This window comes from Legionella anisa (assembly GCF_001467525.1).
GTDB classification, from domain to species: Bacteria; Pseudomonadota; Gammaproteobacteria; order Legionellales; family Legionellaceae; genus Legionella; species Legionella anisa.
This window is the reverse complement of record NZ_LNXS01000029.1, coordinates 151,697-169,463: the sequence shown is the minus strand read 5'-3', so window position 1 is coordinate 169,463 and position 17,767 is coordinate 151,697. Positions and strand designations below refer to the sequence as shown.

Below are 17,767 nucleotides of genomic sequence, written 5' to 3'. Positions count from 1 at the left end.
AGCTATCCTCCCTGCATCGGTACAATCAGATCGATACGATCCCCTTCACACAAGATGGTGCTAGAAAACATGGATTTAGGAATAAATTGATTGTTAATTGCGATTGCTACATGCGCCGCAATCTCCTCTCTCTGCGCAAGCATTTCCTGCAGCGTACAGGACGTATCAAGCGTTAATGGTTTATCATTTACATAAATAATCATGAATAAGCCTCCCAAAGCTCAGGGTAACAAACGTCGTGTTGATTGCTGTTTAATCCACGTAGAATTTCCTCTACTAATGCCGGAGCAATTAAATATCCATGACGATAAAGTCCGTTAACAGCAATAAATTGCTTCGCATATTTTATGCGGGGCTGATGATGCACTAAAGTCGGACGACAATGCGTCACTGTCTTAACTATTCGTGCTTCGGCAAAACCACGATGCACATAGTATGCAGCGGTTAATAACTCAAGCGTTGTACGTACCGAAATTGGACTGGAATCTTCTGTTTCCAACTCACTCGCACCGATAAGATAATGAGAATCAGGGCGTGGTGCAATGTAAATATTGTACCTAGGGTGTAAGAGTCGAATAGGTCTTTGTAGCTGAACTTCCGGTGCATACAACCAAACAAGCTCCCCACGAAGTCCGCGCAGATATGGAAAAGAGGTTTTTGCCCCTAAACCTCGGCAATCAAAAACAAAATCAAATCGATGCGATTCCTTCCTTGCTTCAATTCTCCCTGGATAAACCGAAGAAACAAAGGTGTAATCTCGGCAAATAACACCTTGCTTACACAGATGGTTTTTAAGTACTGGCAACAGAGTCTGATTATCAATCTGTGCTTCTTGAGGGAAATAATAGGCTCGTTTAAATTGACTGAGTTCTGGCTCAAGTTGGTTTAGTACCTCTTCATTGAGCAACTGATAACACGAATCACTTAATTTACCAACAATTCTGGCACTAAACTGCTGCCATTCTGCTCTATCTTGTGGATGATGCACCACAAGACATCCCTTTTGGCGAAAATATACAGGTTCTGATAATTGATTTAGAATGGATGGCCATAAAGTTTCAACCGACTCCATTCCCAAATTAAAAATCACTTGCTCCGCCTTATCAAGCTCTGACATGGGTGCCAAAAGACCTGCTGCTGCATTGCTGCAATTATTGAACGAAGTTTCTGCTTCAAATAACGTGACATGCCAGCCTTCGTTTTGTAAGCGCAAAGCCAGCAAACACCCCATTATTCCAGCACCTACAACAGCAGCGTTTTTCATTTAATCAGAATCACTCTCAAAAATAATGGGTTATAATGTAGCCTGGGTGCAGCGAAGCGGAACCCGGGATCGAGAAGTTCAAGAGACCCGGGTTCCGCTTCGCTGCACCCAGGCTACATTATTTTTTTATTCCTCAATACAACACGCAATTGGTTCCAAATCAGAATGAGGCATTTTAGGTAATAACTCATTCGTATAACACGCATTCACTGCAAAAGACTCATCAATTACTCCCAAATGTTTGCCAAATCGCCCTACTTTATTCCAATCACGCTCCACATTTAAAAGCGTGCGTGAGAAAAAGGGTAAACTACGAATGAATATTGTATGATACATAGGAGTTCGCAATTGAGGTTTCATACGACATAAAAGTTCATAAGCTTCATCCGGATTTTCGGTGGTAAAGGCTGCCCCACGTTGTGTGGCTTTGAGAAATCCTTTAAGGGTTTCAGGATTCGTTAACATGCGTTCTGGCACAATAAATTGAATGGAACAAAAGCAGCAGCAACCTAAGCCTGCAAGCTGATCAAGGCGCAGAAATACCGTTTCACCGCGTAAATGTTCTAATTCAACTTTCTGAAAATTAATAAAACCAATACCTGTGTCAATGATATCACGGCAAATCGCATCAGTAACATTCATACCAATGCGCACTGTCTCATAACTTGTAGGTTCAATACCGGCTAACTTTGCCAAATTATCGATAATGATTTTGCCAAACTCGCCAATATAACCTACTCGTTTGCCGACAATATCCTGAAATGAGCTAATACCACTGGATTTAAGCGCGATAAGACCTGTTGGAGGCTCATCCAGCAATGTTCCAATTGAAGTAACAGGATAGCCTTTTGCGCGGGCAGCCAAGGTATGAATCATAGCCTTCACCCCAAAATCAACATGCCCCATCCCCACAATTTCAGTAACATCGCTGGGATCGCTAGGCTCCAAAATCGCCAACTTTATGCCTTCTTGCTGATAATATCCTAATGAATGGGCAACAAAAATTGGGGTGTGATAAGGATTTGCATACCAATTAAGTAATAAGGTTGTTCTTGTTGATAATGCACTCATGCCATAGCTCCTTGTATTAATTAATAAAATAAAGGATGGCAAAAGATATCGAGTGAAGGCCTAATTGAAGAAATGAACCTGTATTCAAAGCGCTTATTAAGCAATGATTCTTAAAAAGAGCCAAGAGACAGCTCTTTAAGAAATCAATCTATTTAAAAACGAATACAGATTTAAGGCGTTCTTACGCTGGTACAAACCAGATCAAGTTCTACGGGTATTTCTCAGACGTGTATCACGACACCCCGCGCCATCAAATTGTTGGTAATGCTAGCTGGTATAAGAAAAGCTGTCAAACATTATAGAAAAAAGATAAAAAAATCTTCATCCTCAAGTAATTGCAAGCTATTTATTGCTTGTCGAAATTTTTTAAAATTAGGTTCTCCAACAGTTACTTAAATATACTTAGGGATCAAGTCTTGTCTTCTTTAAATTGAATGTATAAAGCAACTTATGTCCAAGATAAAACAATTTATCCATTATTGAACCACATTCACTTTTATTTTTCTCAGTGCAAATAGCTCAAGGTTGTGCCATATTTTAATCAAGGTGTGTGTTTTCGATTTACTCTATAGGTGAAATCATGAAATTAGTCACTTCTGCATTATCATTATCTCTTTTCTGCATGGTTTGTACAGTTAATAGTCAATCCAACAGTAATCCGTCCAATAATGTTCAACCTAAAATTGAAAATTTTCAACTGTTAGTCAATGGACAACCTTTTTTTATTAAAGGAATGGCTTATGCTCCTGAACCCAAGGGGTTTCCTGGTAACAAACTGTCTGGAAAATCCGAGCATGATTGGGAATATAAAAAAGGAGCTTGGTTATGCATGCCGGCGAATCAATATGACGCCAATGATTGGAAATCTCCTTGTGATGATGATGATTTTTTTGGAACACTAACAATTAGCAGCACTGCAAATGAAGCTTATAACAAAGAGTTAATCGATAAATGGGAATATGAATTAAATGAGATGCAATCCATCGGGGTTAATACGCTTCGATTATATAATATTAATTCAGTAGGAAAAAATCATATTAAGTTTTTAGATGAAGCCTCCAAAAGAGGCATGCATGTTATTTATCCTATTTTAACTGATTATCTTTCAAAACAAGCTAATTATAACAAAACAAAAATTATTAACTCCATTAAAGAAGTATGTGGCAATAAAGCCATTCTTGCTTATACTGCGGGTAACGAATTGCCTATTTTTGAAGATAAAGGAGCTCTCGATCGTGTGAATGAGGTTGTTAATTTAATACACGAAAATTGTCCTGGAAGTTTAGTTACCTATGCAATGGCAGATGACCCTTCAAAATGGGCAGTAACTAAAGAGGGGGAAACGAGTCAGCTGGTAGAAAAAGTACCGAATGTAGATTTTATTACAGTAAATGCTGGTTACCGAGGGGATCCTTCAACAAATGCCTCTCATGCTTATAATGATTCGTTTTTTAATGAAATAAAACTAACCACTGAAAAATACAATAAGCCTTTTTTAATTGGCGAAGTAGGTAAGCATCTAAACGATAACTATGGTCCTACCTGGTTTAATGCAGTTTGGAAAATTATCATGAAAAAATCAGCCGAGGCGCACAATTTAGGTGGAGTCTTTTTTGAGTATAATGATGAACCCATTAAAAAATCTGCAGCTGGTACATCAAATGATATTTCCATGGGTATTACAACGGCAGGGGAACTGCAACCTGGTACAGAGTCTACTGTTCAAGATCCACCTTCTGTACAAAAGGCTGACTTCCAAATGTTTAATGGTCCCGACTGCAATTACCTTAAATGCGATAGCCAATAATTCATTGGCTTGGCCAGCTATACCACTCCTATTATAGGCTTTCTGATGGGTTCGAAAGCCTATTAACTGCATTTACATTATGCTGAATTAAAAATCGCTGACATAATAAGGGAGTGTGTTGCAATAGATGATGTAAATAAGCTCGAGTAAATTGTTGTGAACATGTGGGACAACCGCACTCCGCATCAATCATTTCAAATTGCATCTGTGTTTTTGAGTCAGTTAAATCCACGGTTCCTATCTGGCTGTAAACTTTTCCTTGTGTCGCTGCTTGTGTTGGCTCATCTGTCTCAATAAACTCGATTCCCTTATCACGCAAACGCTTGATTAACTCAGGATCAAAACGTCCTATCATATAACGTGCTAAATGAGACCATTGGTCTAATTGCTCCCAATTCAGCTCATCCAAAACATTAAAATAAACCCCATGAGACTTAACTACCTCATGTTTCTTCAAATCATTAACATCGATAAATGGAACAATTGCATCATCCCAATTATCCCAGATTTTTGGAAAATCGCGCAGGATATTTTTAGGTAAAATAACTGCATTAGGTTTTAAATGATGGATAAGCTCAATTAACCTCTCCGAGGTGAGTTTAATTCTAGAGCCATCATAAGGCGACTTGAGCACATAAACTTTTTCCTTATTGGCTATGAGCGACATTGCATTAATGACCACTGTCCCAGGACAAGCCAAATAAAGAGCTAAATCAGATATTTTTTCGAGTACATCCTGACCTGGCTTATACAATAACTGCTCTAAAGAATAAGATGCCGCGGTTATTTTTACTTCGTGCCAATTTGCCATTGTAAGACATAAACCTGCCTCTGAAGTTAAAACAGGTATAAAATTCTGTATTGCAGCCAACATTCCTGATCTCCTGATTTACAGCAATAAACTGGTGTCACCATAACTAAAAAATCTGTATCTTTTTTCGATAGCTTCTTGATAAAGCATCATTGCTTGTTTGTGGCCGATAAAAGCTGAAACCAGCATGAGTAAGGTAGACTCAGGCAAATGAAAGTTAGTCATTAACCCATCGCAAATCTTAAACTCATATCCAGGGTAAATAAAGATATCTGTATCTCTGCTGCATGCAGTTAATACTCCATTTTGTGCTGCACTCTCAAGACTACGCAAAGCAGTTGTGCCCACTGCAATAACTCGATTTCCAGCTGCCTTTGTAGCGTGTACTGCGGCACATAATTCCGGGCTAATTGTGAATTGCTCACTATGCATTTTATGGTCTTTGATATGTTCACAACGAACAGGTCTAAATGTCCCTGCCCCTACATGCAAAGTGAGATAAGCTACAGCAACTCCTCTTGAATGTAAGCTGGATAATACAGATTCATCAAAATGCAAGCCAGCCGTAGGTGCTGCAACAGAGCCTTCATATTTTGCATAGACTGTTTGATAACGATCCTGATCCAAAATTTCATCATTTCGCTCAATGTAGGGGGGTAATGGAATATGCCCTATTCCATTCAATAATTGCAAAACGTCCATAGCTGCTTTACATATAAATAAATCATCTTTTCTATCAAGGATTTCGATTTCTTTATTTTGTTCTAATTTAATAATTGATCCGGGCTTTAATGCTTTACTGGCTTTAATATGAGCGAGAAAAGTAAATTCACCCGTAATACGTTCCACTAATAACTCAACTTTTCCACCCGTAGTTTTATGACCATAAAGTCGAGCAGGGATCACTTTGGAATCATTCATAACCAGTAAATCGCCAGGATTCAAAAAATCAGCTATTTCGCGAAACTGATAATGTCCATATTCACCCTTTTGACGATTATAAGTTAAAAGACGTGAATCACTGCGGTTTTCCAAAGGATACTGCGCAATTAATTCCGGAGGTAAATCAAAGTAAAAATCCTGTTTATTCATAGAGCAACCTGAAAATAAATTGCCGTTATTATACACGGAATGTAAATATTCATCACCTCTACTGAATAAGAGATTACCTACACATTAAAGCAGAATCGTCTACACATCGCTGAAAAACCAGTCCGGCTGTGCTCTGACGTCCTGCCCCCGCGACTTATTCGTGGGTTATCCGCGGGATCCAGAAGATCTACGCTAACACTGAACCCCGCGGGCAAAGCTTGAGAGATCCTCACAAAATTTAAACACGAAAACACATATTCTCCGTCTTCTGTTATACCTAAAAAGACTATCATCCCTGCCTACGCACCCTACTGTCCGGTAAAAGCAAAAGGAATAGTTGCACGTCCTTGATAAAACACCAAGAATGGCATCCTAAATCCCTATTTAGATCAAAGATGTACTGTGAAAGATAGCGTTTTTCAAGAACCATTAAAATTTAGGGACATTACCTATTGCAGGAGAGTAAAATTTTTACCGGACAGTAGTGTGCGTAGGCAGGGATCCATTTACAATGTACGCGGAAAAAGCAAATTAAAAAAGTGAAAAGACAATGGAAAATTAACTTTATTTGAGTGAAACCATCCTCAGTGGCTTAATTTGAGCGATGAACTATTTTGATGAATGGATCCCTGCCTACGCAGGGATAACAGGCAACAATTGACATGCTACCTGGTTAAATTTTTTGAGGATCTCTCAGGGACAAAGCCACGGGGCATAGGCAGATGTGATCAAGAGACAAAGATTAAAGAAGAGCGTGCCATTAAACGCATTACTTAATCGTTTTATTTGGATCAACTTCAGGCTTAGGTGATGATGTATCCGTTATTATTCGTTTGGCGGTGTATAACCATTGAAGCCTTTGCTGCGGCCCCATAATCCTCTCCGGTGTGACTTGTTCGATTAATTCATCAAGCCTTCCTTTACCCTCAGATGATATTGATGAATTTTTGACAACACTTCTAGCTTTTTCGATATCTTCCTTTTTTGGCGCTTTTAATACCAACGATTCAAATTTTTCTACCATTTGTTTATAACTTGCATGGGGATCGGATTTTGGAGAAGGTCTTTGCGACAAACGAGGATTATTGCCTAATAATGTTGCTTTTCGAGTTTGAGCAACGCTTAAAGTTTCTTCCATTTTTTCTCTGGCCCGATGCATTTCTGATCTTTGGGCTTGTAGTATTTCTCTTAGGCTTAGGTGTTGCTCTTTGCGTTGAATTTGTTTCTGCAAATTTTCTTGTATCTTTTCCATAAAATTAAAGCGGGGGGTTTGAATACGTTCTTTTTCTTGATCAAAATTACGCTTAGCTTGCTCCCATTGCTCCTGAGTCATTTTTTTAGGGTCCATATCCTTAGGAATTAGAGCATATGAGCCATCATCTTTTTGGATAAGGCATTTTGCCTCCTCATGTTTGACAATAAAACGGGCTTGAGAAAAATCAAAAACTTGTTCCAATTTATCATTAAGGAGTATTTTCTTATTCCTCATAACTTTTAACGCAGAATGCAATCCTTGTTCACGTAATTGTAACCCTTCAATTTCAGGGGTCAATTGGCCAGGGGAGGATTGTGTCTGAAGCTCTTGTATTTTAGATCGTGTTTGTTCTAGAGCTAAACGAAATAATTCCTCATAGTTTGTGGCTGTTTGGCTCAGGTGAGCTTGATGAAAATTGAGCTCATGCTCAAAAACAACAGGATGTGCTTGAGGATGACTTAAAATAGGCAGTGCCAAGTACTTATCCAGTATATCGACATGCGTATGAAGTTCCTCATGATAGGCTTCCATCTGCTCCTCTTCCTCTTCAATAGCAGTCAACTCTTTTTCAACCTCATCTAATTGCTCTTCCAATTTATTCAGTTGTACATCAAGCGCGTGAATAGTCTTAAGGTAGTTGGAAATCATAGCCTCTATAATTTCTATTGGAGTACGGCTAGAAATTGTTTCTGTATGCTCAGTATGCTTATCCTTCATAAGATGCTTTTCTATTTCGAGTCTAAAAAGTTGATCCACATTTTTCGCCAAAGCTTCCCGATCTGCAATTAATCCCATCAGCAGAAAAACTATATGTTGTCGCTTTCGGAGTGCCTCTTCATTTTGTTCTTTAATTAATTGAATTTGATCCTCTTGTTTCATCAGTTCTCGGGCTATCATAGTCACTGTTTCTTTTCCCCCGGCTGTTTTAAGATAATAAAACACCTCTGAGGCATTTTTTAGTCCAAAATGTGAAAGAAATCGAGTGGCTAAAGAGGGAGTTGTTCCAGTATTGTTGGGGTCATTGCTTTTTTCTATATCTGCAAACCATTGCTGCAGTCGCCCCGTCATAAGTGTCTGTTCCGCTTCATTTAGCTCTTGCCCCATTGAAGCAACAGTTTCTGTACGCTTAGGATTTTCCGATCGATTAGAAGTCATATAAGCCCCCCACAAAAGCATCTTGATTAAATTATAGGCCATTTTGGCAGGAAAAAACGGACGGGGCTAAGAGAACTCCCTATTCTTAGTATTGTAAACAGTGCAAAGAGGTCTTAGAGTTGAAGGATTTTAATTTTTTAGAGCGCTTATTTGGTTTTTTGGGTTCTTTAATAACGAACCCAAAAAACTATAAAAACCACTGCTACTAATTCGAAGAGTATAATGGGGAGGATAAAGGAAATTGAATCTGAGAATCTAACAGATGAGACTCGTTTTCAGTGCGTTCTGGAGTTCTATATAATTCAGAATGGACTGGTGGCACATCTTTTGGCGTGCGACTGCTGCCAGATTTATGTTGTGCTCCCAAACTATTGCCCGACATCCAGGTATAGGACTCTGTCATTTGGATGCTTTTATCTGTAGATGACACCGAACGGGTTGAAACACAGGCATTCACAGCCGCTTTAACTGCCATACCTGACAAACCACCAATGAGTAAAAATGGAGACCACAATACAGAGCCTATGGATTTCATAACCCCTTTAAAGCTCAATTCATCTTCAGTTACAACAACACGTGATTTAATCATATCCAACACGTTTTTGTCGCTGCTATAGCATTCTTTAGCACTGGAATATAAATACGCTAAACCCAGGGCACCATAGAGTATTAGTGCGCCGATACCAAAAGTCGAAGCACTAAAAGCAATTGCGCCTGCAGTTGCAGCACCTGCTCCAGCAGTAGTTAGGGAAGCCGTAGTTAAACTCATTGCACCAAGAGTCGAACTCAGTATTGCAGCAATAACCACAATGGGTAAAAGAATAAAAAATCCAACAAATAAGACGCGTCCACCACGGCCAGTAGAAGAATAACTGTGATCATGATAATGATGATTATAACCAGTACGTACACGAGGAGTAGTACGAACCTCTACACGAGGATTATAAGGAGGTAGTGTTACCTGAGGATATAGGGGGTTACGCACCTCTACATGGGGGTGGTGAGACGTTACCTCAACTTGAGGATAGAGGGGTTGATGTCCATGGTCATGCTGATGGGTACCAGTAACTTTATCATGATGGTGTTGTTTTTTGCCGAATTCCACTTTAGTCTCCTTTTTGATTTTTATTAAATTCCAAACTTGACGCAAAGAAGTATAAAAAAGAAAACTTAAGGTTTTATTAACAAAATTGATGAATCTTTACATAAAAATTACATTTCTTTACAGATGAACTATATAATGACTAATAAAAAAACAGATATCAACCAAATTACTCCACTTGTCACATAAGGATACTGATATCCTTTGAATTTTTTTCTGCGTGAAAAAATATCAAGAATAAGAACTGGAACTACTGAAAGAAAAGTCAGCATGAATATCAGTACAACTGAAACTGCTCCATTCTGAAAAGGCATGATACGCACTAAAAAATTCAGTACTTCAACCAATATTTCACGCACATAAAAAATTGCCCATAAACACCAAAAAGAAAACGTATAAATTAGCCAGGAAGCAGCAAACATCGGGACTAACAATTTAGCTCCTTTTATGGCAAAGAACTTATTGAAGGCCTTAATAAATTCCTCTGAAAAGAAAACCAGAATCGAACTTAAAAGAACAACCATAGCCAGTGTTAGTAACATTTATTTGTTCCTTTTCTCAACATCTTCTAATACTTCCCATCGCGTATAAAGTTGTGTTAATAAATCCTCATCTTCAGCCAGACCTTGATTAATTTTTGTAATCAATTGGGCATCTTGTTGGTAAAATCTGGGCTCAGCCATTTGTAAATGTAATTCAGCTATTTTTGCTTCCAGCTGTTCAATTTTTTGTGGTAATTGCGCCAGTTCACGTTGCTCATTAAAGCTTAATTTATTTGTTACAGGATTTCGTTTCCCAACAGGTGTTTTTACTATCTGCTCTCGCTGTTGCTGTTTTTTATGCATTTTATATTCATCATATCCACCAACAAATTCATTAAACTGCCCTGCTTCTTCATAAACCAGAACACTGGTAACGACTTGATTAATAAATGCCCTATCATGGCTAATTAATATTAAAGTTCCAGGATAGTCAACTAACATACTTTCAAGGAGCTCTAAAGTTTCGATATCCAAATCATTGGTAGGTTCGTCCATTACTAACAAATTTACTGGTTTGGCAAGCAGTTTGGCTAATAATAATCTGTTTCTTTCACCACCAGAAAGCACTGAAACCGGTTGATTAAAACGTTCGGGTGAAAATAAAAAATCACGCAGATAACTGGCAACATGTTTTTTCTTGCCATTAATTGTTACATAATCCGCGCCATCACCTACATTAAACATAACTGTTTGATCTTCGTGCAATTGACGACGCAATTGATCAAAATAAGCGACACTCAAAGATGTACCAAGCTTTATTTGTCCAGAATCTGGCTTTAACTCCCCAAGCAACAGTCGGACCAGGGTCGTTTTACCACACCCATTCGGACCAATTATTCCAAGCTTATCCCCTCGAGTCAGTAGTAAAGAAAAATCACTTAAAATTGTTTTATCACCCAAGTTATAGTTCACTTGGTTTGCTTCGATAACATCTGTACCTGAACGAGTTACATCAAGCGAGAATGATTTGACCTTGCCCAATTGATTACGACGCGCCTTATATTCCTCACGCAGTGCCTTTAATGCGCGTACCCGTCCTTCGTTACGTGTTCGCCGTGCTTTAATTCCTGTACGGATCCATACCTCTTCCTCAGCCAGCTTTTTATCAAATAAATCATTTTGCTTTTGCTCGCTCAGACGAATGGATTCTCTTCTATCCAGATAAGTTTCATAGTTACAATCATGCTGGTACAGTTTTCCTCTATCAATTTCTACTATCCGATTAGATACCTGACTTAAAAACTCTCTATCATGAGTAACCAAGAGCACAGCTCCTTTGAAACTCTTTAAGTAAGCCTCTAACCATTCGATTGCTTCAATATCCAAATGGTTTGTAGGCTCATCCAATAGTAATAAGTCTGGAGTTGCAATAAGTGCCGCCCCCAGAAGCACGCGCCGTTTCATACCGCCTGACAAATTATTCATGCGCTCATTAGTAACTATGCCTAAACGGCTGGCCATAGTCTCAATTTGTGGTAATTTATCCCAAGCATGTAAATTATCCATTTGTTGCTGGCATGAAGCTAATTCATCCATATCACCCAACTGAGATAATTCATTAAAACGCGATAAAACCTCCCCTACTTCACCAAGGCTTTTCACGAGAAAATGATAAACCGACTCTTCTTCAGCAATTGGAACTTCTTGAGTCAATCCAGCTACTCGCAATCCAGAAAGCTGATTGATTTGACCGCTATCAGGAACTAAATCTCCTAATAAAAGTTTAAGCAAAGTGGACTTACCTGCTCCATTTCGTCCAACCAATGCAATACGATCTTGTGGTTGGAGCTGCCAATCAGCATTATCTAATAACTGATTACCCGCAATATTGAGTGAAACGCTATGAAGGGAAATAATACTCATAAATAAACTCTGGCTATAAATGTGCAGCCTGGGTGAAGTGAAGCGGAACCCGGGTTCCGCTTCACCCAGGCTACTTTTAAAATAAATTATTTCGAAGATAAAACCATTATACCATCCATCTCAACCTGAACACCACGTGGCAATGTAGAGACTTCTACCGCTGCTCTTGCTGGGTATGGTGTTGAAAAATAACGACTCATTGCTTCATTAATTAAAGGAAAATGACGCAAATCCGTAAGATAAACATTTAATTTCACTATATGTGCCAAACTACCGCCTGCAGCCTCACAAACTGCCGACAAGTTTTCCAAAACCTGAGTAATTTGCAATTTAATATCTTCACTGCATAGTTCCATGGTTACAGGATCAAGTGGTATTTGTCCTGAAAGATACACTGTATCCCCGCATTTAATAGCTTGTGAATAAGTTCCAATAGCTTCTGGAGCCAATTTTGTATGTACCGGTAGCATTAATTATCCCCTTGTTTTTTTCTATAAAGACGCATCACCACTTTATTGGCTCGTAACCTGCGCATTACACGAGCCAAATGCGTTCTATCAATAACACTAATTGAAAATGTAACTGCATTATGTCGTCCATCTCGTGGATCCACATTGATATTACCTATATTAGACCCTGCTTCAGCAATTGCAGTTGCCAGAGCTGCCAACACACCACGCTCGTTTACTACATCAACGGTAATATCAACCCAGTACTCACCTTCAACCTTCTCATCCCAACGTAAGGCAACAAATTGCTCTGGATTAGTTCGTGAATTTTTTAAAGTTGTGCAATCACTGCTATGCACAATAATTCCTCGACCTTGTTGGAATTTCCCAACAATATTATCGCCCGGAATAGGCTGACAACACTCACCAAAATGAACCACCATTCCCTCTGTTCCTTTAATTGCCAAGGGACGTGTTTTAATTCCTTTATCCAGTTCATTAGCGTCTTGAGTTATTACCAATCTTTTGGCAATTACCATTGCCATTTGATTGCCTATACCAATCGCATAGAGCAAATCATCTATCGTTTTATAATGTAAATCACTTAATAATGCGTGTAAGGATTCTGGTGGAATTTTTGCATAATCACTGGATAATTCGTTCAATGACTGCTCAAGAAGACGTTTTCCCAAGCTAATTGATTCAGTATTTTGTTGACTCTTTAGAAAGTGACGGATATTCGATCGCGCTTTTCCCGTAACTACAAAATTTAACCAAGTCGGGTTGGGATGAGCACCTTGTGCCGTAATAATCTCAACCGTTTGCCCATTAGATAAAGGAATACTTAACGGCACTAATTTTCTATTGACTTTCGCCGCCACACAACTATTACCCACCCCTGAGTGTACCGAATAGGCAAAATCAACTGGCGTAGCTCCTTTGGGTAACTCCATAATATGGCCTTTAGGAGTAAAAACATATACTTCATCTGGAAATAAATCGATTTTGACGTTCTCAATAAACTCTAACGAACTTCCAGTACTACGCTGCATTTCCAATAAACTTTGTACCCATTCTCTTGCACGCAGTTGTGCTTCGTTTACTTCAAGGCCAGACGATTTATAAATCCAATGTGCGGCTACTCCATTATCCGCAACCTTATCCATGTCACGAGTACGAATTTGCACTTCGAGAGGAACCCCAAACGGCCCAAACAAAGTGGTATGCAGAGATTGATATCCATTGGCCTTAGGTATACCAATATAGTCTTTGAAACGTTGTGGGACAGGTTTATAGGTACAATGTAAAGCACCTAAAATACGGTAACACGAATCAATATCTTCAGTAATCACTCGAAAAGCAAAAACATCGGTAATCTCGGTAAATGAGGCTTTTTTCTGGCGCATTTTTTTATAAATACTGTATAAATGCTTTTGTCTGCCGAACACTTGTTCGTAAGGAATGTTTAATTGCGCTAAAGCCAGTTGCAAATCACGTTCAATTGTCTGGGTCAATTCACGTCGATTGCCACGAGATTTTTCAACTGCTGATTTAATGGCTCTGTAACGCATAGGATATAAAGCCTGAAATCCTAAGTCCTCAAGACCTACATAAATCGAATGCATCCCCAAACGGTTCGCAATTGGGGCATAAATTTCCAGAGTTTCTATGGCTATACGTCTACGTTTTGCGTAAGGCATTGCACCTAGTGTCTTCATGTTATGCAAACGATCGGCTAACTTAACAATAATGACACGGATATCTTTAACCATAGCCAAAACCATTTTACGGAAATTTTCCGCCTGGGCCTCAGCCTTTGATTCAAATTTGATTTTGGTTAGTTTGGTAACACCATCCACAAGGGAGGTAATTTCTTCACCGAATTGGCGTGTTAAATCATCTTTGCTCACTGAGGTATCTTCAACCACATCATGAAGCAAAGTAGCCATAATTGTTTGATAATCCAGACGCATTCGAGCAAGAATCAAAGCTGCTGCAACAGGATGAGTAATATAAGGCTCGCCAGAACGCCGCATCTGCCCTTGATGCGCTTTTTCAGCAACCAGATAGGCCTGGTAACATTTCTCTATTTGCGACTGCTCAAGATAGCATTTCAGCTCTTCATCGAGCTCCTTAAAGTAGCTCACGCAGTACTCCCTAGTATCTAACATGACCATACCCCTATACCCATAATTCACCCTGTTTAAGGCGTCCCGTATAAATCACAATCCTTTATGATTCGTAGCTTGGGTGAAGTGAAACGAATCTGGGAAATTTTAGTCACTCAAAACTTGGGGCCCATTCAATTTACCCAAGCTACATGAATATTTTTTCCTGGGTTCTCTGTTTACAATTCTACGATTCTGGCCTAGAGCCTTGCCAATCTAATGAATGTGAACAGGGTCCCCCATCCTCCAAACTATTCCTTATCCAAAATTTCTGGCGTTATTAAGCCTTCGGCTATTTCACGCAAAGCCACTACAGTAGGTTTATCATTTTCCCATTCAACCATAGGTTGATCTCCTCGAACTGCAATTTGACGCGCACGTTTCGTGGCCACCATAACCAGTTCAAATCGATTTGCAACGTTCTTTAAACAATCTTCAACTGTAACTCGCGCCATAATTCATTCTCCAGTAGCAAAACCTTGCATTTTACTGCGATGATAAAAGGAATGAAAGCAATTTTGATTGTTTATTTATCTGCCGCCCAATACGTAAGCGGTTTGCAATCACAATTGCACCCAATTCCATCGCTGCTTTTTCAAAATTATCATTAACGATTAAATAATCAAACTCAGAATAATGACTCAATTCATCCTGAGCTTTTTTCATCCGGTCACTAATCACTTCATCCTTATCTTGTCGTCTATTCAATAATCGTTGTTTTAAGGCATCCAATGACGGCGGCACAATAAAGATACTCACCGCATCCGGAAAGGAACGTCTAATCTGCTCTGCTCCTTGCCAGTCTATATCCAGAATTACATCGATGCCATTTTGCAAACGGTTAGTAATTTGCTCCATCGATGTTCCATATAAATGATTAAAGACTCGGGCGTGCTCTAAAAAAGCACAATCATTAATCATATGCATAAATTCTTCTTCATCAATAAAAAAGTAATCCACTCCATGCTGCTCCCCAGGTCGCATCATTCGTGTTGTATGCGAAATGGATACCTCAACATCCTCAAGAGTTTCAATTAACTTTTTTACTAAACTTGTTTTACCTCCCCCAGAAGGTGCTGCAACAATAAATAAATTACCCGAATAATCACCCACAATAATACTCACTCAATGTTTTGAATTTGCTCACGCATTTGCTCAATTAAAACTTTCATTTCCACTGAACTCCGAGTCAATTCCACAGAGTCAGACTTTGAGCTTAACGTATTCGCCTCCCTATTTAATTCTTGCATCAAAAAATCAAGACGCCTACCTGCTATTTTATCGCAATTTAGTGTCCGATTCACTTCATCAAGATGAGTCTGTAATCTATCTAATTCCTCACTCACATCAATACGAGTCAAAATGAAAGCTATTTCCTGCTCCACACGCGCTTCCTGAACTTCAAGTTTCACTGCGTGCAATCGGGTCAACAGCTTGTCTTTCACTTGTTCTGTTTGCATTAATACTATAGATCGAGCCTTCTTAATCTCTTGACCTAAGTCACTTAATCGTCCTTCCACATGTGCTTTTAATGCGCTTCCCTCTGTGGTGCGCATTTGCCTTAACTGCTCAACTGCATCATGAAACAAAGAAAGTGCATGCTCTCCTAACACCTCCACATCGGGTATATTTGCTTGCAACACACCAGGCCAGGATAGGACACGACTAACACCTAAATCATTCGGCAAATGGTGAGACTCCGCAAGCTTCCCACTTAAATTCACTAATGCATTTACCATGCCTATATTTATAAGCATAGACTGATTATCAGCACTTGTGTCTTGAAATTTCAGCTGACACTCCAATTTCCCGCGATTGATCTTATCACGCAGCAAATGACGCAATTGTGGTTCTATAAATCGGAACGATTCAGGCAAACGAAATGAAACATCTAAATATCGATGGTTAACAGACTTAATTTCCCAACAAAAATGACCTTCTTCGATTTGCTTTTGCACCCGCGAGAAAGCCGTCATACTTTGCAGCATATAGATACCAATGAAAAAAACTACCTTGCGCGAATATACTCCAATTTAAAGCAATTGGACAGAGACAATCTGCCTAAAATTGGTATCAGACCATGAATCGCAATGAACAATATTACACCATTTTGGCAATTAATTAAATATATAGATGTAATAATCCCATGTAAGATCCAATATAAGTCACCTATTTATCCCGAGTTAAATCCTTAACCCGTGAGTAAATAATTACTTAATTTAACTTCCATAAGCAATTTGAAGTTAAAGGAATAAGCATACTCATTGGGATAATACTCTTGTATTCTTAGGTTAAATGGAGGAGTTATCGCCAGAAAAATGTAGAAAACTGCGCTTTTATCACATCATACATACTTTAGGGTGCAACGCGAGAAGTTAAGCGTTATAATTCTTAATTTTATCGAGGATTATCTATGCGCCCAAGTAACCGCGAAGCCAATCAATTACGTTCTGTTAAATTAACCAGAAACTATACAAAACATGCTGAAGGCTCAGTTCTTGTTGAATTTGGACAAACCAAAGTATTATGTAATGCATCGGTAACTGACGGGGTTCCCCGTTTTATTAAAGGAAAAAACCAAGGTTGGGTTACCGCTGAATACGGTATGCTTCCGCGTGCCACCCACAGTCGCACTGAACGAGAAGCAAGCAAAGGAAAACAAGGCGGTAGAACCATGGAAATCCAGCGTCTCATTGGCCGCTCACTAAGAGCTTGTGTTGATTTAAAATTCCTGGGCGAAAATACAATAACTTTAGATTGTGATGTAATTCAAGCTGATGGGGGTACAAGAACAGCGGCTATTACAGGCGCCTGTGTCGCGATGAGAGATGCAATAAACTGGATGGTAGAACGAGAAAAAATACGTAAAATGCCGGTATTTCATTACATTGCTGCAGTTTCTGTGGGGCTCTATCGAGGTCAAGCAGTACTTGACTTGGATTATGCTGAAGACGTACTTGCCGAAACCGACATGAATATCGTCATGAATGAAGCAGGACATTTCATCGAAGTTCAAGGTACTGCCGAAGACAAACATTTTAATCGTGATGAATTAAACAGCATGCTTGCACTTGCTGAAATGGGTATTCCTCAACTCATTGAATTACAAAAAAATGCGTAAAAGCTGTAACCATTCACGCTATAACATAGGATATGTGTAGCCTGGGTGCAGCGCAGCGGAACCCGGG

The 17,767-nt window shown here is 39.1% G+C and carries 16 protein-coding genes and 1 riboswitch; of the genes, 2 read left to right on the top strand and 14 right to left on the bottom strand.

Features of this window, described 5'->3' with window-relative positions; translation table 11 throughout:
* Positions 1 to 2: 2 nt before the first annotated feature.
* The 3 genes from thiS to Lani_RS09930 form a co-directional block, all read right to left on the bottom strand.
* Complete coding sequence (gene thiS, locus Lani_RS09940; protein ID WP_019233657.1) at positions 3 to 203, bottom strand: sulfur carrier protein ThiS; 201 nt, start codon at positions 201 to 203, stop codon at positions 3 to 5.
* Positions 200 to 1,264: an FAD-dependent oxidoreductase gene (locus Lani_RS09935; RefSeq protein WP_019233658.1), complete on the bottom strand. Its 1,065-nt coding sequence runs from the start codon at positions 1,262 to 1,264 to the stop codon at positions 200 to 202. Before Lani_RS09935 ends, thiS begins: the two co-directional genes overlap by 4 nt.
* 126 nt (positions 1,265 to 1,390) lie before the next feature.
* Positions 1,391 to 2,335, bottom strand: coding sequence for an ABC transporter substrate-binding protein (locus tag Lani_RS09930; RefSeq protein WP_019233659.1), 945 nt, complete (start codon positions 2,333 to 2,335; stop codon positions 1,391 to 1,393).
* 161 nt (positions 2,336 to 2,496) lie between these two features.
* Positions 2,497 to 2,590: riboswitch (TPP riboswitch) on the bottom strand.
* 325 nt (positions 2,591 to 2,915) lie between these two features.
* On the opposite strand from Lani_RS09930, the gene Lani_RS09925 reads away from it, so the two are divergent.
* On the top strand, positions 2,916 to 4,142 hold the full coding sequence (locus Lani_RS09925) for a glycoside hydrolase 5 family protein (RefSeq protein ID WP_058388527.1): 1,227 nt from the start codon (positions 2,916 to 2,918) through the stop codon (positions 4,140 to 4,142).
* 31 nt (positions 4,143 to 4,173) lie between these two features.
* On the opposite strand, the gene Lani_RS09920 is transcribed toward Lani_RS09925, so the two are convergent.
* From Lani_RS09920 to Lani_RS09870, 11 genes are all read right to left on the bottom strand, one after another.
* A complete protein-coding gene (locus tag Lani_RS09920) occupies positions 4,174 to 5,016 on the bottom strand; it encodes a tRNA-guanine transglycosylase (RefSeq protein WP_019233661.1) in 843 nt (280 codons plus the stop codon).
* Positions 5,017 to 5,031: 15 nt separating this feature from the next.
* Positions 5,032 to 6,045, bottom strand: a complete 1,014-nt coding sequence (gene queA, locus Lani_RS09915) for a tRNA preQ1(34) S-adenosylmethionine ribosyltransferase-isomerase QueA (protein ID WP_019233662.1) — start codon at positions 6,043 to 6,045, stop codon at positions 5,032 to 5,034.
* Positions 6,046 to 6,814: 769 nt separating this feature from the next.
* Positions 6,815 to 8,455, bottom strand: coding sequence for a hypothetical protein (locus tag Lani_RS09910; protein WP_040522611.1), 1,641 nt, complete (start codon positions 8,453 to 8,455; stop codon positions 6,815 to 6,817).
* 205 nt (positions 8,456 to 8,660) lie between these two features.
* A complete protein-coding gene (locus tag Lani_RS09905) occupies positions 8,661 to 9,560 on the bottom strand; it encodes a hypothetical protein (RefSeq protein ID WP_019233664.1) in 900 nt (299 codons plus the stop codon).
* 128 nt (positions 9,561 to 9,688) lie between these two features.
* Entirely contained in the window at positions 9,689 to 10,099 is a 411-nt protein-coding gene (locus Lani_RS09900; protein WP_019233665.1) for a hypothetical protein, read from the bottom strand.
* Positions 10,100 to 11,962 carry an ATP-binding cassette domain-containing protein gene (locus Lani_RS09895; RefSeq protein WP_019233666.1) on the bottom strand — a complete coding sequence of 621 codons (1,863 nt, stop codon included), beginning with the start codon at positions 11,960 to 11,962 and terminating at the stop codon, positions 10,100 to 10,102.
* An 86-nt stretch (positions 11,963 to 12,048) separates the two neighbouring features.
* A complete protein-coding gene (locus Lani_RS09890; RefSeq protein ID WP_019233667.1) occupies positions 12,049 to 12,432 on the bottom strand; it encodes a RidA family protein in 384 nt (127 codons plus the stop codon).
* The gene (gene spoT, locus Lani_RS09885; protein ID WP_019233668.1) at positions 12,432 to 14,558 is read right to left on the bottom strand and encodes a bifunctional GTP diphosphokinase/guanosine-3',5'-bis pyrophosphate 3'-pyrophosphohydrolase; all 2,127 of its coding nucleotides are present in this window, start codon (positions 14,556 to 14,558) and stop codon (positions 12,432 to 12,434) included. The genes Lani_RS09890 and spoT overlap by 1 nt, the downstream gene beginning before the upstream one ends.
* Before the next feature lie 272 nt (positions 14,559 to 14,830).
* A complete protein-coding gene (gene rpoZ / locus Lani_RS09880) occupies positions 14,831 to 15,034 on the bottom strand; it encodes a DNA-directed RNA polymerase subunit omega (protein ID WP_010653170.1) in 204 nt (67 codons plus the stop codon).
* A 31-nt stretch (positions 15,035 to 15,065) separates the two neighbouring features.
* A complete protein-coding gene (gene gmk / locus Lani_RS09875) occupies positions 15,066 to 15,695 on the bottom strand; it encodes a guanylate kinase (RefSeq protein ID WP_085956448.1) in 630 nt (209 codons plus the stop codon).
* Between the two features lie 5 nt (positions 15,696 to 15,700).
* Positions 15,701 to 16,567: a YicC/YloC family endoribonuclease gene (locus Lani_RS09870; protein WP_019233670.1), complete on the bottom strand. Its 867-nt coding sequence runs from the start codon at positions 16,565 to 16,567 to the stop codon at positions 15,701 to 15,703.
* A 425-nt stretch (positions 16,568 to 16,992) separates the two neighbouring features.
* Here Lani_RS09870 and rph point away from each other — a divergent pair, with 425 nt between their 5' ends.
* Positions 16,993 to 17,700: a ribonuclease PH gene (gene rph, locus Lani_RS09865; protein ID WP_019233671.1), complete on the top strand. Its 708-nt coding sequence runs from the start codon at positions 16,993 to 16,995 to the stop codon at positions 17,698 to 17,700.
* Positions 17,701 to 17,767 lie beyond the last annotated feature (67 nt).